Genomic DNA, 21217 nt, shown 5'->3' with positions numbered 1-21217 from the left:
CCAGACGCCAAAAGCATTTGCCGAGCGCCTGTTCACCGCAACCGACAGCCACGCTGCGCCAGATGAAAGCTCCGCGCAGCTGCCGGTTGCTCAACCTGCGCCAATCGGCGTATCAACCCAAAGGGCTCTGATCCCAAGTGGATGAAAGTTCAGTGGCAGGTCAGGTGACGATCAGGTTTAGTTCGCGGATTTCCGCCTCGCCCCGATAGTTCTTGGCGGTGCCCACGTCGCCCTTGCGCACCACCGCGCCCTTCCATGTGGCCAGCCCCATGTTGGGCTTTGCCGGGGCGGCGCGCTCGCGGATCAGCTCCGCCGCCGTGAAGGCGCGGTCATCCCGCGCGTCTACGGACGCATGCGCGCGGGCGGCAAGGTCAAGACGACGGCGTATCGCTATTACGCCAGCTTCGCCGTGGCGCTCTGCGAGGGGTCGACCACCGGCATCGGCCGCATCTGGGCCGATGGCAAGCTCATGGACACCGCCGGCGTCACCTTGCGCTGGTATCCGGGCGACGAAGCGCAGAGCGCGGACCCGTTCATCGAAGCGAAGATGGGGGCAGCGAACCGGCCGGCCTGGCGCGGCACGCCCTATGTCGTCTTCGAGGATCTGCCGCTCGGCAATTTCGGTAACCGCCTGCCGCAGCGCTGCTTCGAGGTGTTCGCACGCCTATGGATGATGCCTGTGCGCGCGGCGCAGCGTGTTCGGGCCATGCCCACCTGAAACTCGCGGTGACATTGGCCGGAGTGAACGGACCGCTCGGCCCTCGGCTGTTGGCGCATCGTCCCCGCTCGAGGAGCCGCCAGCTTCTCTGCGCCCTGACCGATTGCCGCGGACCAAGGCGCGTGCGCCCCGTGGCGGCGCCCGGGGTCGGACTTGTCAGTCGCGGGGCCTTCGGTGTCGCCGCTCTCGATCTGTTGCGTTGGGACCACCGTGTTCCTAGGCTGAAGCCCGGCATGCAAAAAACATGGAAAGAGCGATTGAATCAGGCCAGGCGGCGGTTCCTTGCGACGGGAGGAGCGGCCGCGCTTGCCGCGCCTGCGCTCGCACGGGCGGCTGCGCAACCGGTCAGGCTCGGGCTGACGCCGGTGTTTCTGGACAATGACGCGGCGGTGATCGACCGGCTGCGCGCGGCCCTGGTCGCAGCGCTCGACCGGCCGGTGGAGATGGAGCAGCGGCGCACCTACAAGGAAGTCACCGCGCTTCTGCTCGAAGGCGCGCTGGATGCGGCCTGGCTCTGCGGCTACCCCTATCTTCAGCACGAGGATCAGCTTTCGGTGATCGCGGTGCCGGTGTGGAACGGCCGGCCGCTCTATCGCTCCTACCTGGTCGTCGACGCGAACGACGCGGCAGAGGGGCTCGATGACCTCAGGGGCGATATCCACGCCTTTTCCGATCCCGATTCCAACTCGGGCTTTCTGGTGACGGCCTCGGATCTGGCGAGGAAGGGCTTGCGCCCGGAAGAGTTCTTCGGCCGCACAATCTTTACCTATGGCCATCGCAACGTGGTGCGGGCGGTCTCGGCGGGGCTGGTGCGTTCGGGCAGCGTGGACGGCTATGTCTGGGAGGTTCTGGCCCGGGCCGAGCCGCAGCTGACGGCGGGCACGCGGGTGATCCACCGCTCGGATTGGCTGGGCTTTCCACCCATCTGCGCGCTGACCGAGAGGCTTTCCGATCCCGATGTCGCCGACATCACCCGCGCGCTTCTCGGCTTCGACCGGACGGCAGAGGGACGGGCGGCGCTCGGCATCCTGCAACTCGACGGGATGGCCGCGGCGCCCCCCGGCCTGTTCGACGGGATCAGGCGCCGCATGCGAATCTTCAACGGGCTGCGCTGATGCGGTGGTGGCGCGATCTCTCGCTTTCCTACCGGGTGCCGCTCGTCGTCGCGGTGCTGATGGCGGCGGTGGCGGCGGTGGCCTCGCAGCTGGTGCTGATCGTTCTTGATCGCCAGCAGGAAACCCGTATCCGCGAGCTCGCCCGGCTGCATGTGGAATCGCTGTCGGTCGCGCTGGGGGCGCATGTGCTGCGCAAGGATGTCTGGGAAATCTACGACACCCTCGAGCGCGCCGCCGGGGCGTCCGCGGGCCGGCGCAACGTGTTTTCCGGCGTGGCCGACACCAGGGGCCGTGTTCTGGCCGCCACAGATCCGCGGCGCGCGCCCGTTGACAGCCCGATCGAAGCCATTGCCGCCGGCGCCCAGTCCCCCGCGAAGCTGATCCTGGCCGAGGCGTCCGACCGTGTCCGCCTGCGGGCGCCGCTGGTCTATCAGGGGCGCGAGGTGGGGCAGATCCTGACCGATCTGGACATCTCCGACCTGCAGGCCGAACGCCGCCGGATCAGGCAGTTGCTGATCTTCGGAAATGCTCTGGCGACGGGATTTCTGGCGCTCGTCGGCTATCTGGCCACGCGGCGGATGCTGGCGCCGATCAGTCGCCTTGCCGACTGGATGGAAGAGACCGAAGGCACGCCCCGCCCGATTCCCGATCGGGACATGCCGCGCGGCGACAACGAGCTGAACCGCCTTGTGCGCATCTACAACCGCATGGTCGGCGCGATCGCGGAGAAGGCGGATACCGAGCGCCGGATGGCCGAGCGCGAACGCTTCGTCAGCCTCGGTCGGCTGTCTTCCTCGCTGGCGCATGAGATCAACAACCCGCTCGGCGGGCTTCTGAACGCCACCGACACCATCCGCAGCTATGCCGACCGGCCGGAGGTGGTGCGCAAGTCGGCCGACCTGCTGGCGCGCGGCTTGCGGCATCTGCGCGACGTGGCGCGCGCGACGCTCGACATGAACCGGTTTTCGCGCAGCGCCGCGCCGCTGTCGGCCGAGGATTTCGAGGATCTGCGACTGCTGATCGGCCCGGAGTTGCGCATGCATGGCCAGGAGTTCGACTGGGATGTCCCGTCCGGGGATGCCGATCTCGACGCGCTGCCTTCGGCGCAGGTCCGCCAGATCGCGCTGAACCTGCTGCTGAATGCCTCGCAGGCCGCCGGGCGTGGCGGGCGGGTCGGGCTGCGGGTTGCCGCCGAGGACGGGCCGCGACTGCGCATCGAAGTGTCCGACAGCGGCCCCGGGCTGAGCGGGGCGGCGCGCACGCGCCTTCTGGGCGGCGGTCCGGTGCCCGCCGCAAGCGGCGGCGTGGGGCTGCGCCTCGTGCGCGATCTGGTCGCCCGGCTTGGCGGCGAGATCGAGGTCGATCGCGTGGCCGGCATGACGCGCATCCGGGTCAGCCTGCCCATGCCGCAAGCCGGGGCGGCGCCCGGCGCAGACGGCCGCGAAGGGCCTCTCGTTGCGCCGGAGCCGGGAGGCGACGCATGCTGAAAGGGTTTCGCATCGCCGTCGTCGAGGATGACGAGTTCATGGGCGCCTCGCTGGTGCAGCGGCTGGAACTCGAAGGGGCCGAGGTGATCTGGCTCAGGCAGGTGGTGCGCGCGCTCGGGGCCCTGCGCACGCCGCGCGCGCCGATCGACGCGGTGGTGTGCGACATCCGCCTGCCGGACGGCACCGGCGAAGATCTGTTCACCCGCCTGTGCGAGACGGCCACGCCGCCGCCCTTCCTGTTCATCACCGGCCACGGCGGCATCGACCAGGCTGTGCGCCTGATGCGCGCGGGTGCGGCCGACTACATCACAAAGCCCTTCGATATCCCCGTCCTGCTCGAGCGCCTGGCAGGCCTGGTTGCCACCCGACCCGAGGACCCGTTCCCGCCGATCCTGGGCATATCGCCCGCCGCCCGAAGGATCGAGGCGCAGGCCCGCCGCATCGCGCGCGAAGATCGAAGCGCGCTGATCGTCGGCGGCCCCGGCACCGGCAAGGGGCTGATCGCGGGCCGCATCCACGAATTGTCCGACCGTCGCGCCGCGCCGTTCGAGGTGGTCAACCTCGCCCGCGAGGCCGATGCTGGCGGGCGTCTCAAGGGCCCTGCCGGGGCCGTCGCCCGCACCGGCGAGGGCACGCTCTTCATCCATGCCTTGGGCCTGCTCGACGACCGCGCCGCGGCAGCGCTTCTGGCCGCCGTCGAGGGCGGCTTTGCCGGCCGCGTCATTGCCTCATGCGGAGCGGAAATCGCCCGTATTCGCGCGCGCGGCGGGCCGAGGGCCGAGCTGATCCTGCGGCTTGAGATGGCCGAGATCGCGATTCCGCCGCTCGACCAGCGCCCCGAGGATGCGGTCTGGCTCATGCATCGGCTGTTCGCGCGGATGAACGCCCGCCGCGAGGCGCCGCTTGAGGGCATCAGCAGCCTGACCGAGGACGCCGTGCGCAGCCACCCCTGGGAAGGCGGCGGGCGCGAGCTGCGGGCGCGGCTGGCGCAGGCCGTGGAAAGCGCCCCGGGGCCGCTTCTGATGTCTGCGGATCTGTTCCACGAACGCGTGGCGGGGCAAGAACAGCCCCTGACGCTCGCCGAGGCGCGGGCGCAGGCCGAACGTCGCCACATCCTCGATACGCTGGCGCGCTGCGACGGCCGCATCGGCCGGGCGGCACGGCTGCTGAAGGTTTCACGCACCACGCTGTGGGAAAAGACGCAGCGCTACGGGATAGCCCGCGACGAGCGTTGAGGCCGCGGGCGATTCGCGCCGTCAGCCCGTTCGAAAATCCGAACGCTTCTGGAAGTATTTTGAATACATATGGTTGCGCCCTTCCATATGGGAAAACTCGGCGCCGCGCCGCGCCTGCGGATGATTATTCTTGGGGACGGTGAAATCCCAAGGGAGGAACGCGAACCATGAGATGCAAGAACCTGGCCGACGTGGGCCGTCGGCAATTCCTGCGCGGGGGCGCGCTTGCCGCGGCCGGCGCGACGGTATCAACCGTGACCACTGCCGGCGAGGCCCGCGCCACGCCGGCGCCGGCGGTCATCGACTATCCCTCGAACCGTTTGGCCAACATCGCCGATCTCAAGGTGAACGAGCCGCTCGACATCGAATATCCCGATGCCGACAGCCCGGGCGTGTTGCTGAAGCTGGGCAAGCCGGTCGAGGACGGCGTGGGCCCCGATGGCGACATCGTGGCCTTTTCGACCCTGTGCCCGCATCGCGGCTGGATGCTGAACTACAACGGCGAGGATCGCAGCTTCAACTGCCCCGGCCATTTCTCGCGCTTCGATGCCGAGGCCGGCGGGCAGGAGATCTGGGGCCATGCCACCCAGAACCTGCCGCAATTCGTCCTGCGCGTGGACGACAAGGGCGACATCCATGCCGAAGGCGCGACCGACCTGATCTTCGGTCGTCCGTCGAACGTGCTTTGAGGGGGAGGAACGACAATGGCCTACAAGAGACAGATCGACCGCCTGCCGATTCCGCCCGCGGAAGCCAAGGTGCAGAACGTCACCTGCCACTATTGCATCGTCGGCTGCGGCTACAAGGCCTATACTTGGCCGCGCAACAGGCAGGGCGGGCTGAAGCCGAACGAGAACGCCTTCGGCATCGACCTTTCCGAACAGCAGCCCGCCGACGGCGCCTGGGTCGCGCCGTCGATGTACAACATCGTCAAGCAGGACGGGAAGGACGTGCACCTGGTCGTGGCGCCCGACCGGGACTGCGTCGTGAACGCGGGCCTGGCCTCGATCCGCGGTGGGCGCATGGCCGAAAATCGCCCCTCGCGCGTCACCGGCACCCAGCAGCAGCGCCTGTCGGACCCGATGGTCTGGCGCAACGGCACCTGGCAGCCGACCTCGTGGGACGATGCGCTTGACCTCGTCGCCCGGGTGACGGCGAAGGTCGTCAACGACTATGGCGAGGACGAGCTCGTGGTGTCGATGTTCGACCATGGCGGCTCGGCCGGGGGCTATGAAAACACCTGGGCCACCGGCAAGCTCTATTTCCAGAGCATGAAGATCAGGAACTGCCGGATCCACAACCGCCCGGCCTACAATTCGGAGGTGCACTCCAGCCGCGACATGGGCGTGGGCGAGCTGAACTATTCCTACAGCGACTACGAGGTGACCGACACCATCATGATGGTGGGCGCCAACCCGCTGGAAACCCAGACCAACCTGTTCCTGAACCACATGGTGGCGGGGATGCGCAACGGTGCGAAGTTCATCATGGTGGACCCGCGCCGCACCGTCACGGTGAACGCCGCCGAAGAGGTGGCGGGGCCCGAAAACGTGCTGCATCTGGCGATCAAGCCGGGCGCCGACGCGGTGCTGTTCAACGCGCTTCTGACCCATATCGTCGATCAGGGCTGGGAAAGCCGCGACTTCATCGAGGCCTCGACCTTCCGCGACGGCGAAGCGGCGCCGGTGGACGAGGCGCACCCCGCGGGGCTCGGCTCGCTGGAATACGCGCTCGAAAGCTGCCGCACCTCGGTCGAGGAGGCCGCGCAGACCTGCGGCGTGGAGGCGGCCGACATCGTCAAGGCGGCCGAATGGATCGCGAAGCCGAAGGAAGACGGTTCGCGCCGCAAGGCGGTGATCGGCTACGAAAAGGGCGTGATCTGGGGCAATGACAACTACCACGCCGTGGGCTCGATCGTGAACGTGGCGCTCGCCACCGGCAATATCGGCCGCGAAGGCGTCGGCTGCTGCCGGATGGGCGGCCACCAGGAGGGCTATTACCGCCCGTCTGACGCCCATGTCGGCCGGCCGGCGCAATATGTCGATCAGCTGCTGATCGGCGGCGGCGGCAAGGTCTATCACGTCTGGGCCTGCGACCACTACAAGACCACGCTGAACGCGGCCGAGTTCAAGCGGGTGATCAACCGGCGCTCGCAGATCGTGAAGGAGGCGATGGACGCAGCCGCCGGCGGCGCCCGCGAAGAGCTGGTCGACGCCATCGTGGCGGCGGTCAATGCCGGGGGTCTGTTCATCGTCAACGCCGACATCATCCACAGCAAGATCGGCCAGTCGGCCCATGTGATCCTGCCCGCCTGCGAATCGAATGAGATGAACCTCACCTCGATGAACGGCGAGCGGCGCCTGCGGCTGTCGGAGCGCTACATGGACCCGTTCGGCAACTCCAAACCCGATTGTCTGATCGTCGCCGGCATCGCCCAGCACATGGAGCGCGTCCTGCGCGAGATGGGCAATGACGCCTATGCCGACCAGTTCAAGGACTATGACTGGCAGACCGAGGAGGACGCCTTCATGGACGGCTACCACCAGGGCAACCCGGAGGTGACCTACAACCGCCTGCGCGCCATGGGCAACAACGGCGTGCAGGAGCCGGTTCGCGGTTTCGAGAACGGCAAGCTGGTGGGCACGCCGCGTCTTTACGCCGACGGCAAGTTCGACCGGCACGGGCGCGAGGACAAGAAGGCGCTGTTCTGCGCCTCGCAATGGCGCGGCTACCATTCGCCGGGCAAGGCGCGCGAGGCGAAGGACTATCCCTTCTTCATCAACAATGTGCGGGCCAACATCTTCTGGCAGAACCAGTTCCTCGATCAGGAGAACGACTTCATCCAGGATCGTTTCCCCTTCCCGTTCATCGAGATGAACCCCGACGACATGGCCGATCTTGGCCTCAAACCCGGCGACCTGGTGGAAATCGCCAACGAGAACGGCGCCACCCAGGGCATCGCCTATCCCGTCGACACCTCCCGGCGCGGCCAGGTGGCGATGGTGTTCGGCTCGCCCGCGGGCAGCCAGGGCAATGTGGTGAACCCGGGCGCCAACGAGCTGATCCTGCCGGAATACAAGCTGACCTTCGGCAAGATCCGCAAGCTTGCCGACGCACCGGCAAGCGTCCGGGGCATCTCCTTCAAGTCGAAGGAATACAAGGCTTGATCGATCCCCGCTCACGGGTCTGGAACGGGCGGCCATGGCGCCGCCCGTTTCTGCTGGCGCTCGGCCCGACGAGCGCGCGGCGCGCTTCACAGACGATCGGGATCGCGGCAAAGCCATGCCGAGCGCCGAAGAACGCAGCCCCGCCAGCAAACGGTTGCAGCGCCGCCCCTCTCGTTCGGTTGCGAGGATGTTCCGGGCGGTCGGGCCGTCAGGAAACCCGGTTTCCCGCGGCGTCGATGATCAGCTGGCCGCCCTCCTTGGCAAGCGGCCCCGGCGGGAGCTTGTCGAGCAGATCGAGGACGGTCTCGGAGGGCCGGCAGAGCCTGACGCCCTTGGGCGTGCAGACGATCGGGCGGTTCACCAGGACCGGGTGGCGCGTCATTGCCTCCAGAAGGTCATCATCGGAAACATCCGGCGCGGTGAGCCCCATCTCTTCGGCCGGTGAGCGCGAAACGCGCAACGCCTCGCGCGCGGTGATCCCGGCGGCGGCAAACAGCGCCAGAAGCTGGGGGCGCGTCCATCCCTCGGCAAGATAGTCGATGACGGTCGGATCATAGCCGGCCGCCCGGATGATCCCGAGCGCGTTGCGCGAGGCGCCGCAGCCGGGGTTGTGATGAATGACGACGGAAAATACGCTCATGCGGGAAAGCTTTCGCGCGTGCGGTTGGCGATGGCGACGAGGCTCAGCATTACGGGCACCTCGACCAGCACGCCCACAACGGTGGCCAGCGCCGCACCGGAGTTCAGCCCGAACAGCCCGATCGCCACGGCGACCGCCAGTTCGAAGAAATTCGAGGTGCCGATCAGCGCGCAGGGTGCGGCGACCCTGTGGGGCACACGCCAGCCCCAGGCCCAGAGATAGCCAAGCGCGAAGATGCCATAGGACTGGATGACGATCGGCGCCGCGATCAGCGCGATCAGCAGCGGCTGCGCCAGGATCACCGGCCCCTGAAAGGCAAAGAGCAGCACCACCATCAGCAGAAGCCCCGCCACCGAAGCCGGCTTGATCCGTGCCGTGAAGGCAGCCACCGCCGCCGCGCCCCCCTTCGCCATCAGCGCCCAGCGCGTCAGCAGCCCCGCGATCAGGGGAATGACGATATAGAGGACGACCGACAGGATCAGCGTCTCCCACGGCACGCTGATCTCGGTCACGCCCAGAAGAAAGGCCACGATCGGCGCGAAGGCCGCCACCATGACCAGATCGTTCACCGAAACCTGCACCAGCGTGTAGTTCGGATCGCCCCTGGTCAGCTGCGACCAGACAAAGACCATCGCCGTGCAGGGCGCGGCGCCAAGCAGGATCAGCCCGGCAATGTATTCCGGCGCCCGCGCGGGGTCGATCAGCCCGGCAAAGACATGATCGAAGAACAGCACCGCCAGCGCCGCCATGGTGAAGGGCTTGATCAGCCAGTTGACCGCCAGGGTGATGACAAGCCCCTTCGGGCGCCGGCCCACCGCCTTGAGCGACCCGAGATCCACCGCGATCATCATCGGATAGACCATGGCCCAGATCAGGACCGCGACGACCAGGTTGACCGAGGCGAACTCCAGCCTGGCCAGCGCGCCGAACAGATCGGGCGCGAGGGCGCCGAGCGCAAGCCCGGCCAGGATGCACAGGGCGACCCACAGGGTCAGCCAGCGTTCGAACAGGCTCATGGGATTTCCTTTTCGTCAGGCACGCAGCAGGCCCCGGCGGGGGGCGCGCTCAGCGCGTCGATGAACTCGGTCAGAGGCGCAAGCGCGGCGGGGTTCAGCGCATAGCAGATCCGCGGCCCCGAGATCTCGCCGGTGATGACGCCGGCGGCCTTCAGGATGCGCAGATGTTCCGAAATCGTGGACTGCGCCAGCCCGACGGCGTTCACGATGTCGCCGCCGATGCAGCTCGGCGTGGCCAGCAGCAGCCGCAGGATGCGCAGCCGCGCAGGATGCGCCAGCGCCTTGGCCAGTTCGGCTATGTGGGGGTCCATGTCGCTCATCCGCGTATATTTTCGTCTATCGTCGATAGACGATACGTTGACTCTTGGCAACCGCCATCGCGCCGCTTCAGGAATATGCCATCGCTACCGAACGAGAGTTGGGCACTGAACCTTCGCCCCCGGTCCCGCCCCTCAGCGACGTGATCGGGACGATGGCCCAACGGTTGAAGCGGTTGCAGACGGAGGTGTGCGGGCCGTATCGCTTGAGCAGATCGCGCCAGGGAGACCCGGTCCCGTCTGAAGCCGCGCACGGAGATCAGATCGAAACGCGAGCCCATGCCGCGCTCAGAGACCGAGATAGGCCTCCACTGCGCTTTCGCTCCCGTCCAACCAGATCAGGGAGAGCCAGCGCTCGAACGCATTGGCAAAGCGCGGCGCGTTGACAAGGTCGCCGTAAAACTGGCGCTGTTCCAGCCAGGCCTTCGGGCGCGCGCGCGCTGCGCTGGCTGCTGCTTGCAACTGCTTCCAGTTGGGATCGTTCGGTTCAATGGCCGTCTCGTCTTCGCGGGTGCCTTCGCACATCCGCGCCCAAAGCGCCTCGACAAGAGCGAGCCCCTCCACCGGGGCGCCGGAGGCCAGGCCGTCGCGAAGGATCGGCAGGACAAAGCCCGTGTGGCGCGACGAGCCGTCGAAGGCGACGCGCCGGGTGGTGTCCGCGATCGACGGGTTCGAAAAGCGCCGCTCAATCAGATCGATGTAAGTCGCGGGCGCCATGCCGGGCACCGGCTTCACATGCGGCGCTATCTCCTCGGTCTGCACCTTGCGGAACAGGTCACGGATCAGCGGATGCGTCAGGCAGTCCGCGATGGTTTCGACCGACAGGATCTCGCCGGCATTCGCCAGAATCTGGTGCCCGGCGTTGAGGATGCGGATCTTCATCGACTCGTAGTCGTGAACCCTGTCGGTAAAAATCGCGCCAACGCGGTCCCAGTCCGGACGTCCAGCGCAGAAATCATCTTCGATCACCCACTGGCGATAGTCCTCGTGGGATACGGGCGCCCGGTCATCTATGCCAAGGGACCGGACGAGGGCGATTTCCTTTGGGCCGGTGGCAGGCACGATGCAGTCGACCATCGAGTTGGGAAAACTGCAGGTCGCATCAATCCAGGCGGCGAGCTCCGGATCGGACAGGCGCGCCAGAGAGACCATCGTCTGGCGCAGGATCGCGCCGTTGCCCTGAAGGTTGTCACAGCTCTGCCCGGAAAAGGGACCATGTCCCCGGTCGCGCCGCAGGCGCAGCGCGGCCACCATGGCGCCGAACGCGGTGCGCGGCAGTTCAGGGTTGGCAGCGTCGTGACGGATGTCCGGATGACCGGCATCGAACCCGCCGCTGGCGGGGTCGATGTAATACCCGCCCTCGGTCACCGTCAGGGCCACGATCCGGATCGCCGGGTCGGCCATTTGCCGGATCAGCGCGGCGTTGCCCTGCTCGACGGGAACATAGTCCGTCATCGGGCCGGTCACCTCGGTCGAGATGCCGGCGGGGGCCAGTTCGATCAGTGTCGTCAGGCAATCCTGCGCCAGAATCTTTTCGCGTTGCACGGCGTCGTGCGGCCGCACGCCCGCGCCGATGATCGCCCAATCCTGGCAGAGCCCTTCGTCGAAGAGCCGGTGCAGATACCAGGCCTGATGCGCGCGGTGGAAATTGCCGAGCCCGACATGAACGATGCCGGGCGACAGCGCCGAACGGTCGTAGTGCGGCAGCCGTACGGCGTTGGGCATGTCAGAGAGCGTCGCAAGCGAGAGAGGCGTCAGCTCATCCATTGTCCACCATCAACGTTATAGGTTTGCCCGACGATGTAGCCGGCCTCGTCGCTGGCCAGAAAGACCGCCATGCCGGTCAGATCCTCGGCCCTGCCCATGCGCCCGTAGGGAACGCTGCTGGCGACTTCCTTCTTTTTCTGACCCGGCGCCTTGTTTTCGTATTTCGCAAAAAATGCGTCGACGCCGTCCCAGTGTTCGCCGTCCACCACGCCGGGCGAGATCGCGTTCACGTTGATCCCGTGCCGGATCAGGTCCAGTCCGGCTGACTGCGTCAGGCTGATCACCGCGGCTTTGGTCGCGCAGTAGACCGCCACCAGCGGCTCGCCACGGCGCCCGGCCTGGCTGGCCATGTTGATGATCTTGCCGCCGCCGCCACGCTTGATCATGTGGCGCGCCACGGCCTGGAGGGTGAAAAGCGTACCCGAGACGTTGATGTCAAAGACGCGCTGGGCATCGGCGCGCTTGATTTCAGCGATGGGGGCGGCGCTGAAAACAGCTGCGTTGTTGATCAGGATATCGATCTTGCCGAACGATTTGACGGTATGATCCACGGCCCGCTCGATGCTGCCTTGGCGCGCGACGTCCATCTCAACAGCCATTGCGGCCGCGCCGATATTTGCGGCGCTGTCGCGCGCACGTTCAATGTCAATGTCGGCAATTGCCACCCGCGCGCCTTCGCGCACATAGGCCTGGGCGAACGCCAGACCGATGCCGCGCGCCGCGCCAGTCATCAGGGCCGTCTTGCCATCAAGCCGCTTCATGTGATCCGCAACCCCTTGGCATCAAACCTGTGGATCAGATCCGCGCGCGGAACCAGCCGGATCTTGTCGCCATGGCGCAAGTTGACCTCGCCCCGCGCGCGAACGGTGATCATGTCGGCCAGACCGGTTTCGTGAATGTGCAAAAACGTGTCCGAGCCCAGATGTTCGGCGACGCCGACCGTGCCCTGCCAGACGCCGTCGGCCTCAACTACATCGATATGCTCGGGCCGGATGCCGATCGTTTTCGCGTTGTGCCTGGCTGCCTCGGGTCCCTCGACAAGGTTCATCCGGGGCGAGCCGATGAAGGCGGCGACAAAAACGTTTCTCGGCGTTTTGTACAGCTCCAACGGCGTGCCAATCTGCTCGATGACGCCGGCGCGCAAAACCACGATCCGGTCGGCCATGGTCATTGCCTCGACCTGGTCGTGGGTGACATAGACCATCGTCGTCGCCAGCCGTTTATGCAGTTCGCTGATCTCCAGCCGCATGCCAACGCGCAGCGCAGCGTCGAGGTTGGACAGCGGTTCGTCGAACAGGAACGCCGCCGGTTCGCGCACGATGGCGCGTCCGATTGCGACCCGCTGGCGCTGGCCGCCCGACAATTGCCCCGGCTTGCGATCAAGGTAATCGGTCAGGTTGAGCGCCGCCGCGGCCTGCGCGATGCGACGATCCTGCTCGGCCCGGTCCAGCTTGGCCATGCGCATCGGAAAGGCGATGTTCTTGCGCACGCTCATATGCGGGTAAAGCGCGTAGGATTGGAACACCATTGCCAGACCGCGCTTGGCGGGCGGGATGTTGGTGGCGTCCTGTCCGTCGATCCTGACGGCGCCGGATGTGATGTCTTCCAGCCCGGCGATCAGGCGCAGCAGCGTGGACTTGCCGCAACCCGAGGGGCCGACAAAAACCGTAAATTCCCCGTCTTTTATGGTCAGGTCCAGCGGCGGAATGACCTGCGTCTGGCCAAAGCTTTTGGTCACCTTTTCAAGCGTGATCAGTCCCATGATGATGTTTTCCTACTTGACCGCGCCGAATGTCAGGCCGCTCACAAGTTGTTTCTGGCTGAACCAGCCCAGGATCAGGATCGGGGCAATCGCCATCGTGGACGCCGCGCTGAGCTTTGCGTAGAACAGGCCCTCGGGGCTGGAATAGCTGGCGATGAATGCGGTGAGCGGCGCCGCCTTGGCCGCCGTCAGGTTCAGTGTCCAGAACGCTTCGTTCCAGGCCAGGATGACATTCAACAGCAAGGTCGAGGCGATGCCGGGAATGGCCATCGGGGTCAGGATGTACAGAAGCTCCTGACGCAGCCCGGCCCCGTCCATCCGCGCAGCTTCCAGGATTTCGACCGGGATTTCGCGAAAGTAGGTGTACAGCATCCACACGATGATCGGCAGGTTGATCAGCATCAGCACGATGGTCAGGCCCATCTTTGTGTCCAGCAGGCCCAGCCTGATGAAAATCAGGTAGATCGGGTAAAGCACGCCGACCGCGGGCAGCATCTTGGTCGAGAGCATCCACAGCAGGATATCCTTGGCGCCTTTTGAGGGCGCGAATGCCATTGACCAGGCGGCCGGCGCCGCGATGATGATCCCCAACAGTGTTGAACCACCCGCGACGATCACCGAGTTCCACAGGAACCTGCCGTAGTTCGAGCGATCCATGACCACGAAATAGTTTTCCAGCGTCCAATCAAAGGCCAGAAGCACCGGCGGATCGGCGATTGCGGTGGCCTCGGTCTTGAAGCTGGTCAGGATCGTCCACAGGATCGGAAAGAATATCAGCAGCCCGACGGCCCATGCAGCGGCGGTGTTGATCGACTTTCTTCGGGTGGAAACGGTGCGGGCCATGTTCTATTTCTCCTCACGCATCCAGGTTCTTGCCGACGATGCGCATCAGGAAAATCGCAATGATGTTGGCCAGGATGACGGCGTAGATGCCGCCAGCCGACCCCAAGCCGATGTTCTGGCTTTCAAGCACGCGCTGGAAGATCAGGTAGGACAGCGTCTTGGTGCCAAATGCACCGCCGGTAGTCACGAATATCTCGGCAAAGATCGACAGCAGAAAGATCGTCTGGATCAGGATGACGATGGTCAGCGCGCGGCCAAGATGGGGCAGGGTGACATAGCCGAACCGGGCCAGCGGCGGCGCTCCGTCCATCTCGGCGGCTTCCAGCTGTTCGCTGTCCAATGACTGGATCGCCGTCAGCAGGATCAGTGTGGCAAACGGCAACCATTCCCACGACACGATCAGAATGATTGATTGCATTGACGCTTGACTTAGCCATTGCAGGGGCGCGGCGCCGAAAAACTTCCAGATATGCGCAAACAGACCGTTCACCGGGTCCATGAACATGTTCTTCCAGACCAGCGCAGTGACTGTCGGCATGACGAAGAATGGCGAAATGACCAAGATGCGAACGATGCCGCGCCCCCACATCGGCTGATTTAGAAGCACTGCCAGCAACACGCCCAGGACAATGGTGACAATCAACACGCCCCCGACGATGATCAGCGTCGTCTGAATCGACGGCCAGAACGAGCTGGAGGTGACGAAGCGGGTGTAGTTGTCGAACCCGACCCAGCCCAGATCGCCGCCGCGCAGGGGCAGGAATTTTCGAAACGAAAACCACAGCGTCATCGTCAGAGGCGCCAGCATCCAGCCAAGCAGCAGGATCACGGCCGGGGCAAGCATCAGTCTTGCCGCGAATCTCGAATGTTGCGTGGCCATGACGAAATTCCTCGCGGTTCGCCGGAACCAGACTATTGGGTGAATGGCCGTCCGGTGAGCGTCTGTTGCCCAGGGGGCCGCCAAGGCAGCCCCCCGAGAGGGAGGATCAGTAGCCGGCGGCTTCCATTTCATCGGTGGTCAGGGCTTGCGCCTTGGCCAGGGCCTGGTCGACGGTCTGCTGCCCCGCCAGTGCTGCCGAGAACTCTTGGCCCACCTGCGACGCGATGCCTGCGAACTCGGGGATCGCCGCGAACTGGACGCCGACATACGGCGCCGGATCGACGGTCGGATTGTTCGGATCAGCCGACAGGATGCTTTTCAGCGTCATCTTGGCGAACGGAATCTTGGCGTAATTCGGGTTCTCGTACAGCGACGTGCGCCCGCCCGGGGGAACGTTGGCCCAGCCCTCGTTCGCGGCAACCAGTTCGATGTAGTCCTTGGAGGTTGCCCACTCGATGAACTGCTTGGCGGCGCCCACCTTTTGCGAGCCGGCGGGAATCGCCAGCGCCCATGCCCACAGCCAGTTGCCGCGTTTGCCCAGACCCGCGTCAGGTGCGAGCGCGAAACCGACCTTGTCGGCAACGGTCGAATCCTCGGGGTTGGTCACAAACGATGCAGCCACGGTTGCGTCGATCCACATGCCGCACTTGCCTTGCTGGAAAAGCGACAGGTTTTCGTTGAAGCCGTTGGTCGAGGCGCCCGGCGGGCCCGCATCGTTCATCAGGTTGACGTAGAAGGTCAGCGTTTCCTTCCACGCCGGCTGATCGAACTGCGCCTTCCAGTTTTCGTCGAACCAGCGCGCGCCAAAGGCGTTGGAGGTCGCGGTAAGGAAGGCCATGTTCTCGCCCCAGCCGGCCTTGCCGCGCAGGCAGATGCCGTAGACGCCGTTGTCTTTGTCGGTCATCCTGCGGGCCGCGTTGGCGACAAAGTCCCATGTCGGCGCCTCTGGCATGGTCAGGCCTGCCGCCGCCATCAGGTCGGTGCGATACATTATCATCGACGATTCACCGTAGAACGGCGCCGCAAACATGGCGCCGTCATATGACAAGCCACCGCGCATTGCCGGCAGAATGTCGGCGACATCGTAGTCGGCCGACAGGTCGTCGAGCGGCACCAGCCAACCGTTCTTGCCCCAGATTGGTGTTTCGTACATGCCGATGGTCATGATATCGAAAGCGCCGCCCTTGGTGGTGATGTCGGTGGTGACGCGCTGGCGCAGCACGTTCTCTTCCAGGGTCACCCATTCAACATCGATGCCGGTTTTGGCTGTAAAGTCGTCGGTGTATCCCTGCATTCGGATCATGTCGCCGTTGTTCACGGTGGCGATGGTTAGCGTTTCGGCAAAAACGCCGCCCCCTGCGGCAAGCGCGATCGTGCCGGCCGCAAAAAGTGCATTTCTCAATTTCATTTGATTTCCTCCCTCGATGCCTGGAATCGCACTACGCAAGGAAACTAAACGCATTCCGCGAAGTCAATAAAAAATTTACGCGCGTAAATTAACCTTCCCGATCAAGCGGATGCGCGCATGGTCAGCTTGCCTTCAAACAGGGTTTCGGTCCGGGACCCGGCATGTCTTCCCTGTTCGATCAGATCAAAGAGCGTCTCGACGCTGCGGTCCGAGATTGCCTGATAGTCCTGCGCGACCGTGGTCAGCGACGGGCAGGTGAATCGCGAATAGGGATGGTCGTCATGGCCAGCGACGCGCATGGTGCAGTCCTTGCCGTGACCGACCCGGATCCCCCTTTCGTAAGCGGCGGCCAGGAAGCCTATGGCAAGCCGGTCGTTGCTGCACAGGATCGTGTTGGTCTTGGGCCGCTCCTCGTCTATCACGCGCAGACCGCCTTCAAAGCCAATGCGTTCAAAATCCCAGGTCTCGCCTTCCACGCGGATCACCTGAGATGCGTGCCCCAGGCGCTCCATCGCCTGCTCGTAGGCCTCCCTGCGCTTGTTGGCGTTCGGATTTACGGGCGGCATCTCGAAAAAGCATGGCGGTTCGCCGGTGCGGCAGAGATATTCCACAATCAGCGGTACGGATTGAAAGTTGTCGGACCCGATGAAAGCCTCGCCGACCCCATCGATATTGGCGTCAATCAGGACCGTCGGCACGTCACGGCAAAACTTCTCGATCACGCCGCGGTCAGACGCGCGACCAAGCGGGCCGAGCAGGACGCCAGCGGGTTTGAGGGATCTCAGGCTGTCGAGAATTTGGTTTTCGAGCTTTTGTTCCCCGTGCGAACTGAACAGCGTCGGCCAAAACCCGGCGGCGATGCAGCGGCGCTCGATCTTGCGCGCGATCTCGGCAAAGAACGGATCGGCCAGGTAGGGGACGACGATGCCGATATTCTTGGTCAGCCGCCGGTTCTGGTTCATCGCGTAGATGTTCGGGCGGTAGTCGTATTTCCTGAGCGCCGCCTCGATGCGCTCTCTTGTCGAGGGGCGGACGCTGGCCGGATCGTTAAAGTATTTCGAGACAGTGGGACGAGAGATGCCGCTTTTGGCCGCAAACTCTTCCATATTCCTGATTTTGCCGGCGCCCATGTCCCAAACCCCATTCCAAGCCGCTGGCGGGAAGCCATTCGCACAACCGCGACATTGAGGAGGCCCGCCAGCGCCGAAAATTTTGTCGCGCGTAATTTTAACTTTTTACAGTACGCAACCCAAGAGGCTTTGGTCAAGCCGCCGCAAAAAAACAGCGATGCCAATTGGACGAACCCATTCGTTGGAACGCTTCAATTTCTCCGGCGGGCAGGCGGCAGACCGGGCAAGCGCCCGCGCCAGACTTTTGCGCCGTCCGGCTCACGTAGTGGCCATAGAGCCTGCCACCGGCGCCGTGACTTGCGTGTCATTGGCTGCGCCTGTCATGGTTTGGCGAGTGATTCCTGCCCAAGGCATCGTTTTCTCCGTATTCGCCAGCCTCGGAAAATCACAAAAGGCTGAAACAACCCAGCTTGGTTTTCGGTTGGGCTCATAAAACAAGGAATGCCAACATGACCGAGAACGCTGCGCCCATTATCGCCGCCAAGCTCCCCAAGAAAGTTGATCTGGAGGAAGGCAAGGATTATTTCTGGTGCCGGTGCGGCAAATCCGCGAACCAGCCGTTTTGCGATGGATCGCATGCGGGCACAGGGATCGCCCCGTTAAAATTCACCGCTGAAAAAACCGGCGCGGCGGCGCTTTGCCAATGCAAATCCAGCGCCAATGCCCCGTTTTGCGATGGGGCGCATGCCAGCCTTGGTGACCTTTCTGTGGGCGACCCGGCGCCTGCGCCAAAATCAGATACCCCTGTGGCCGTGCCAACACCAGAGGAGCCAACTGTCGCCCGCATTCACGAACTGGCGCGCGACGGGCTTTCAAAGCTTGGCCATCACGGCGAGATGGGCTCGATGGGCGTGCCGCGCAAGGACCTTCCGCATTGGGATGACATTCAGATCTTGCCGGCGCAGCTCGCGCGCAAACCGCTGCTCGATGACGTGCCTGTGGCCACAACAGTCACCATCGGCCCGCGTGCGGCCAAACCGTTGCAGCTGGATATCCCCCTGTTTGTGTCAGACATGAGCTATGGCGCGCTGTCCGAAGAAGCCAAGACAGCGCTGGCCCGCGGGGCCGAGCTGGCGGGCACAGGCATCTGTTCTGGCGAGGGCGGCATGCTGGCGGAAGAGCAAGCCGAGAATTCGCGATATTTTTACGAACTGGCCTCGGCAAGATTTGGCTGGAAACCGGAATTGGCAGAGCGGGTTCAGGCGTTTCATTTCAAGGGTGGCCAGGGCGCCAAAACCGGCACTGGCGGGCATTTGCCCGGTGATAAAGTGCAAGGCAAGATCGCCGAGGTGCGCGGCCTTGAGCCAGGCCAGGCCGCGATTTCACCTGCGACGTTTGCCGATCTGCGCACAACCGCCGATTTTCGCAAGCTTGCGGACGAGGTGCGCGAACGCTCCGGCGGTGTTCCGATCGGTTTCAAGCTGTCGGCCAATCATATCGAGGACGACATGGATTTTGCGCTGGAGGCCAGTGCGGACTATATAATTCTTGATGGTCGTGGGGGCGGCACGGGCGCTGCCCCGCTTGTTTTTCGCAATAACATTTCTGTGCCGACAATTCCTGCATTGGCGCGGGCGCGCGCCCATCTTGATAAAAGGACCGGCCGTGAGGTCACGCTGATCATCACTGGCGGCTTGCGCGTGGCCGAGGATTTCGTCAAAGCCATGGCGATGGGGGCGGATGCGATTGCCTTGTCGAATTCCGCCATGCAGGCCGTGGGTTGCATCGCCGCGCGCATGTGCAATTCAAATAATTGCCCTGTTGGCGTGGCAACCCAAAAACCGGAGCTTCGACGGCTTCTGGATGTAGAAGTCAGCGCGCAAAAGCTGGCGCGTTATTTTGGGGCCTCGGTCGAGCTGATGCAGGTTTTGGCCCGCGCCTGCGGCCATGACAGCCTGTCGGATTTCCGCCACGGCGACATCACTACATGGAAACGCGAAATGGCCGATCTCAGCGGCGTGCGTTTCGCTGGCCTGAACCAGAGGGGATAAGCCAAGGCATGACCCAGGTTTTCCAGATGCGCAGCACCGGCATGCCCGCAGAAATGCAGGTCTTGCTGAACGCTTGTCCGCGTGACAGCAGGGAGTCCCACCCCGGGTTCAAGGAGAAAACATGACATTGGCTGGGCGCGCATCAGATTTTTCGGCAGTTGGGCGGGATCATCCGTTCCGAGGCCGAAGTGTTTTTGAACAAATCCCGCGAAATGGATGATTTCGCGGCGCGTCCGGCCTGTTTCGGCGGTATGATGGTTCGGAATTCGCGCGGGCATCACAGCTGGGAAGACCGCAGCTATTTTCCTGAACTGACGGCGGCTGATCCACGTTTTGAAGCCGGGTTGGACATTCTGGAAAAAGACCATCAGGACCTGGATGTTGTTCTGGAGAGCTTTTCCAGATCGGCCAACGGTGTCATGCAATTGACCGATCTGGACCCGAAACAGGCCTATGATGAAACGGGTGGATTGCACGAATTCTCCAAAACAATCGAGGCGTTTCTGCAGCGCCATTTGGGCGATGAAGAAGATCTGGCCGTGCCGATCGTTTGCACCACCGTTTGCGCGGATATGGCGAAGTCATGAGAAAGCCATTTGATACATCGATTGAAGAAAGCCAGTCAAACGCGGTTCGCCGCCGCGCCAAAGGCGAATTCGTGCGCGGTGTATCCGGGTTTCGCAACGTTTTGGGGGACGCGGATTTTCCGGCAGAGCCCAAGCGGTATCATCTGTTTGTGGCGCTGAACTGCCCCTGGTGCCACCGCGTGACATTGGCGCGCAATATGCTGGGCTTGCAAGGCAGCATCACGCTTGATGTCGCCTTCCCTGGCCGAACAAATGACGACGACCCCGTCGCGCCGAACTTGTGGGAATTCAATCCCGGGCGTGTCTCGACCCTAACGGGCGCGCGTTTTCCCGAATGCACCACTGAAACGGCCACAGGCAAAAGCTATCGCCTTGTCAAGCAGGTTTACGCGGCTGATGGGTCAGATGAAGGCTCTGTCCCCGTGCTTTATGACAAGAAAGCCAAACGGATCGTCAACAATGAAAGCGCCGAGATCATTCGCATGCTCAACGATCAGGCCGGCGCTTTGGGCAGCGCCTTTCCTGAACGCCCGGATTTGTATCCGCAAGGCTTGCGGGGCGAAATCGATATCCTGAACGAGGAGATTTACGCAAGCATCAACAATGGCGCTTACAAGGCCGGGTTTTCTTCTGATCAGGCGGTTTACGCGGCGGCATTCAACGCCTATTTCGCCATGCTGTCAGCGCTTGAAACGCGGCTTGCCGCGGACGGACGCCCTTTCCTGACCGGCGACAATTTCACCGAGGCCGACCTGCGCCTGTTCCCGACGCTCTATCGCCATGACCCGGTTTATTATCTGCGCATGAAACTGAATGGGGCCAGAATTCTGGACTACCCGCACCTGTGGCGCTGGCTGTGCCGGGTCTATGCGCTGCAAGGCGTTGCGGACAGCAATTCGCTGGATCATTGTCGGCAAGGGTATTTTGGGCGCTCATGGAACAATGTTGTGCCGCTTGGTCCCTTCAGCCCAATGCCTTACCCAAAATCCTACATGCACCCCGATCTGGCCAAGCTGCCATAACCGCCCCTTGGGCCGCCGACATCAGCCATATCCGGACGGCGCAGGGCAGGCTGCGCCCGCCCGATCGCCTGAACCACTGAAAGATTTGGTCGGAGTGAGAGGATTCGAACCTCCGGCCCCTGCCTCCCGAAG

19 protein-coding genes and 1 pseudogene are annotated in these 21217 nt (G+C 64.0%); 9 read left to right on the top strand and 11 right to left on the bottom strand.

All coding sequences use genetic code 11. The annotated features are described in order from the left end of the window. Positions 1-160: 160 nt before the first annotated feature. Positions 161-271, bottom strand: a complete 111-nt coding sequence (gene rhuM / locus AC1HC7_RS05710) for a RhuM family protein (RefSeq protein ID WP_479498772.1) — start codon at positions 269-271, stop codon at positions 161-163. Between the two features lie 18 nt (positions 272-289). Here rhuM and AC1HC7_RS05705 point away from each other — a divergent pair. From AC1HC7_RS05705 to AC1HC7_RS05680, 6 genes and pseudogenes are all read left to right on the top strand, one after another. Continuing rightward, positions 290-667, top strand: a pseudogene (locus tag AC1HC7_RS05705) (hypothetical protein); the annotation flags it as partial. A gap of 284 nt (positions 668-951) precedes the next feature. Next, positions 952-1833 (top strand): substrate-binding domain-containing protein, encoded by an 882-nt coding sequence (locus AC1HC7_RS05700; RefSeq protein ID WP_479498771.1) that lies wholly within the window; start codon positions 952-954, stop codon positions 1831-1833. Continuing rightward, on the top strand, positions 1833-3320 hold the full coding sequence (locus tag AC1HC7_RS05695) for a sensor histidine kinase (protein ID WP_479498770.1): 1488 nt from the start codon (positions 1833-1835) through the stop codon (positions 3318-3320). The genes AC1HC7_RS05700 and AC1HC7_RS05695 overlap by 1 nt, the downstream gene beginning before the upstream one ends. Next, positions 3314-4555 carry a sigma-54-dependent transcriptional regulator gene (locus AC1HC7_RS05690; RefSeq protein WP_479498769.1) on the top strand — a complete coding sequence of 414 codons (1242 nt, stop codon included), beginning with the start codon at positions 3314-3316 and terminating at the stop codon, positions 4553-4555. Before AC1HC7_RS05695 ends, AC1HC7_RS05690 begins: the two co-directional genes overlap by 7 nt. A gap of 167 nt (positions 4556-4722) precedes the next feature. Next, positions 4723-5244, top strand: coding sequence for an arsenate reductase (azurin) small subunit (locus AC1HC7_RS05685; RefSeq protein WP_479498768.1), 522 nt, complete (start codon positions 4723-4725; stop codon positions 5242-5244). 15 nt (positions 5245-5259) lie between these two features. Beyond that, positions 5260-7722, top strand: a complete 2463-nt coding sequence (locus AC1HC7_RS05680; protein WP_479498767.1) for an arsenate reductase (azurin) large subunit — start codon at positions 5260-5262, stop codon at positions 7720-7722. 208 nt (positions 7723-7930) lie between these two features. Here the strand turns inward: AC1HC7_RS05680 and arsC are convergent, their stop codons facing one another. From arsC to AC1HC7_RS05630, 10 genes are all read right to left on the bottom strand, one after another. After that, positions 7931-8362 carry an arsenate reductase (glutaredoxin) gene (arsC, locus tag AC1HC7_RS05675; RefSeq protein ID WP_479498766.1) on the bottom strand — a complete coding sequence of 144 codons (432 nt, stop codon included), beginning with the start codon at positions 8360-8362 and terminating at the stop codon, positions 7931-7933. Beyond that, positions 8359-9378 carry an ACR3 family arsenite efflux transporter gene (arsB, locus tag AC1HC7_RS05670; RefSeq protein ID WP_479498765.1) on the bottom strand — a complete coding sequence of 340 codons (1020 nt, stop codon included), beginning with the start codon at positions 9376-9378 and terminating at the stop codon, positions 8359-8361. The genes arsC and arsB overlap by 4 nt, the downstream gene beginning before the upstream one ends. Further along, on the bottom strand, positions 9375-9689 hold the full coding sequence (locus tag AC1HC7_RS05665; protein ID WP_479498764.1) for an ArsR/SmtB family transcription factor: 315 nt from the start codon (positions 9687-9689) through the stop codon (positions 9375-9377). Before AC1HC7_RS05665 ends, arsB begins: the two co-directional genes overlap by 4 nt. 294 nt (positions 9690-9983) lie before the next feature. After that, positions 9984-11462: a mannitol dehydrogenase family protein gene (locus AC1HC7_RS05660; protein ID WP_479498763.1), complete on the bottom strand. Its 1479-nt coding sequence runs from the start codon at positions 11460-11462 to the stop codon at positions 9984-9986. After that, complete coding sequence (locus tag AC1HC7_RS05655; RefSeq protein WP_479498762.1) at positions 11450-12223, bottom strand: L-iditol 2-dehydrogenase; 774 nt, start codon at positions 12221-12223, stop codon at positions 11450-11452. Before AC1HC7_RS05655 ends, AC1HC7_RS05660 begins: the two co-directional genes overlap by 13 nt. After that, positions 12220-13224 (bottom strand): ABC transporter ATP-binding protein, encoded by a 1005-nt coding sequence (locus AC1HC7_RS05650; RefSeq protein ID WP_479498761.1) that lies wholly within the window; start codon positions 13222-13224, stop codon positions 12220-12222. The genes AC1HC7_RS05655 and AC1HC7_RS05650 overlap by 4 nt, the downstream gene beginning before the upstream one ends. Positions 13225-13236: 12 nt before the next feature. Beyond that, positions 13237-14067 (bottom strand): carbohydrate ABC transporter permease, encoded by an 831-nt coding sequence (locus AC1HC7_RS05645; RefSeq protein WP_479498760.1) that lies wholly within the window; start codon positions 14065-14067, stop codon positions 13237-13239. A gap of 13 nt (positions 14068-14080) precedes the next feature. Next, positions 14081-14947, bottom strand: a complete 867-nt coding sequence (locus tag AC1HC7_RS05640) for a carbohydrate ABC transporter permease (protein ID WP_479498759.1) — start codon at positions 14945-14947, stop codon at positions 14081-14083. A 106-nt stretch (positions 14948-15053) separates the two neighbouring features. Beyond that, the gene (locus AC1HC7_RS05635; protein WP_479498758.1) at positions 15054-16355 is read right to left on the bottom strand and encodes an ABC transporter substrate-binding protein; all 1302 of its coding nucleotides are present in this window, start codon (positions 16353-16355) and stop codon (positions 15054-15056) included. Between the two features lie 101 nt (positions 16356-16456). After that, complete coding sequence (locus AC1HC7_RS05630) at positions 16457-17485, bottom strand: LacI family DNA-binding transcriptional regulator (RefSeq protein WP_479498757.1); 1029 nt, start codon at positions 17483-17485, stop codon at positions 16457-16459. A gap of 449 nt (positions 17486-17934) precedes the next feature. Between AC1HC7_RS05630 and AC1HC7_RS05625 the strand changes: the two genes are divergently transcribed. The 3 genes from AC1HC7_RS05625 to AC1HC7_RS05615 all read left to right on the top strand — a co-directional run bounded on the left by AC1HC7_RS05625 (position 17935) and on the right by AC1HC7_RS05615 (position 21085). Further along, positions 17935-19476 carry a glutamate synthase-related protein gene (locus tag AC1HC7_RS05625; protein WP_479498756.1) on the top strand — a complete coding sequence of 514 codons (1542 nt, stop codon included), beginning with the start codon at positions 17935-17937 and terminating at the stop codon, positions 19474-19476. Positions 19477-19634: 158 nt separating this feature from the next. Next, positions 19635-20063, top strand: a complete 429-nt coding sequence (locus AC1HC7_RS05620; protein WP_479498755.1) for a hemerythrin domain-containing protein — start codon at positions 19635-19637, stop codon at positions 20061-20063. Beyond that, a complete protein-coding gene (locus AC1HC7_RS05615) occupies positions 20060-21085 on the top strand; it encodes a glutathione S-transferase C-terminal domain-containing protein (protein ID WP_479498754.1) in 1026 nt (341 codons plus the stop codon). The genes AC1HC7_RS05620 and AC1HC7_RS05615 overlap by 4 nt, the downstream gene beginning before the upstream one ends. The last annotated feature ends 132 nt before the right edge of the window (positions 21086-21217 follow it).

The sequence above is a fragment of the Oceanicella sp. genome (assembly GCF_056449545.1).
Note: the sequence above shows the minus strand (reverse complement) of the source record. Positions and strands in the feature narration are given on the sequence as shown.

Excerpts from the sequence above, each read along its gene's own strand:
- AC1HC7_RS05680 (WP_479498767.1), top strand. The coding sequence starts at position 5,260 with ATGGCCTACAAGAGACAGATCGACCGCCTGCCGATTCCGCCCGCGGAA.
- AC1HC7_RS05655 (WP_479498762.1), bottom strand. The coding sequence starts at position 12,223 with ATGAAGCGGCTTGATGGCAAGACGGCCCTGATGACTGGCGCGGCGCGC.
- AC1HC7_RS05630 (WP_479498757.1), bottom strand. The coding sequence starts at position 17,485 with ATGGGCGCCGGCAAAATCAGGAATATGGAAGAGTTTGCGGCCAAAAGC.
- arsC (WP_479498766.1), bottom strand. The coding sequence starts at position 8,362 with ATGAGCGTATTTTCCGTCGTCATTCATCACAACCCCGGCTGCGGCGCC.
- AC1HC7_RS05625 (WP_479498756.1), top strand. The coding sequence starts at position 17,935 with ATGACCGAGAACGCTGCGCCCATTATCGCCGCCAAGCTCCCCAAGAAA.
- AC1HC7_RS05615 (WP_479498754.1), top strand. The coding sequence starts at position 20,060 with ATGAGAAAGCCATTTGATACATCGATTGAAGAAAGCCAGTCAAACGCG.
- AC1HC7_RS05695 (WP_479498770.1), top strand. The coding sequence starts at position 1,833 with ATGCGGTGGTGGCGCGATCTCTCGCTTTCCTACCGGGTGCCGCTCGTC.
- AC1HC7_RS05685 (WP_479498768.1), top strand. The coding sequence starts at position 4,723 with ATGAGATGCAAGAACCTGGCCGACGTGGGCCGTCGGCAATTCCTGCGC.
- AC1HC7_RS05660 (WP_479498763.1), bottom strand. The coding sequence starts at position 11,462 with ATGGATGAGCTGACGCCTCTCTCGCTTGCGACGCTCTCTGACATGCCC.
- AC1HC7_RS05645 (WP_479498760.1), bottom strand. The coding sequence starts at position 14,067 with ATGGCCCGCACCGTTTCCACCCGAAGAAAGTCGATCAACACCGCCGCT.
- arsB (WP_479498765.1), bottom strand. The coding sequence starts at position 9,378 with ATGAGCCTGTTCGAACGCTGGCTGACCCTGTGGGTCGCCCTGTGCATC.
- rhuM (WP_479498772.1), bottom strand. The coding sequence starts at position 271 with ATGGGGCTGGCCACATGGAAGGGCGCGGTGGTGCGCAAGGGCGACGTG.
- AC1HC7_RS05690 (WP_479498769.1), top strand. The coding sequence starts at position 3,314 with ATGCTGAAAGGGTTTCGCATCGCCGTCGTCGAGGATGACGAGTTCATG.
- AC1HC7_RS05700 (WP_479498771.1), top strand. The coding sequence starts at position 952 with ATGCAAAAAACATGGAAAGAGCGATTGAATCAGGCCAGGCGGCGGTTC.
- AC1HC7_RS05640 (WP_479498759.1), bottom strand. The coding sequence starts at position 14,947 with ATGGCCACGCAACATTCGAGATTCGCGGCAAGACTGATGCTTGCCCCG.
- AC1HC7_RS05635 (WP_479498758.1), bottom strand. The coding sequence starts at position 16,355 with ATGAAATTGAGAAATGCACTTTTTGCGGCCGGCACGATCGCGCTTGCC.
- AC1HC7_RS05650 (WP_479498761.1), bottom strand. The coding sequence starts at position 13,224 with ATGGGACTGATCACGCTTGAAAAGGTGACCAAAAGCTTTGGCCAGACG.
- AC1HC7_RS05665 (WP_479498764.1), bottom strand. The coding sequence starts at position 9,689 with ATGGACCCCCACATAGCCGAACTGGCCAAGGCGCTGGCGCATCCTGCG.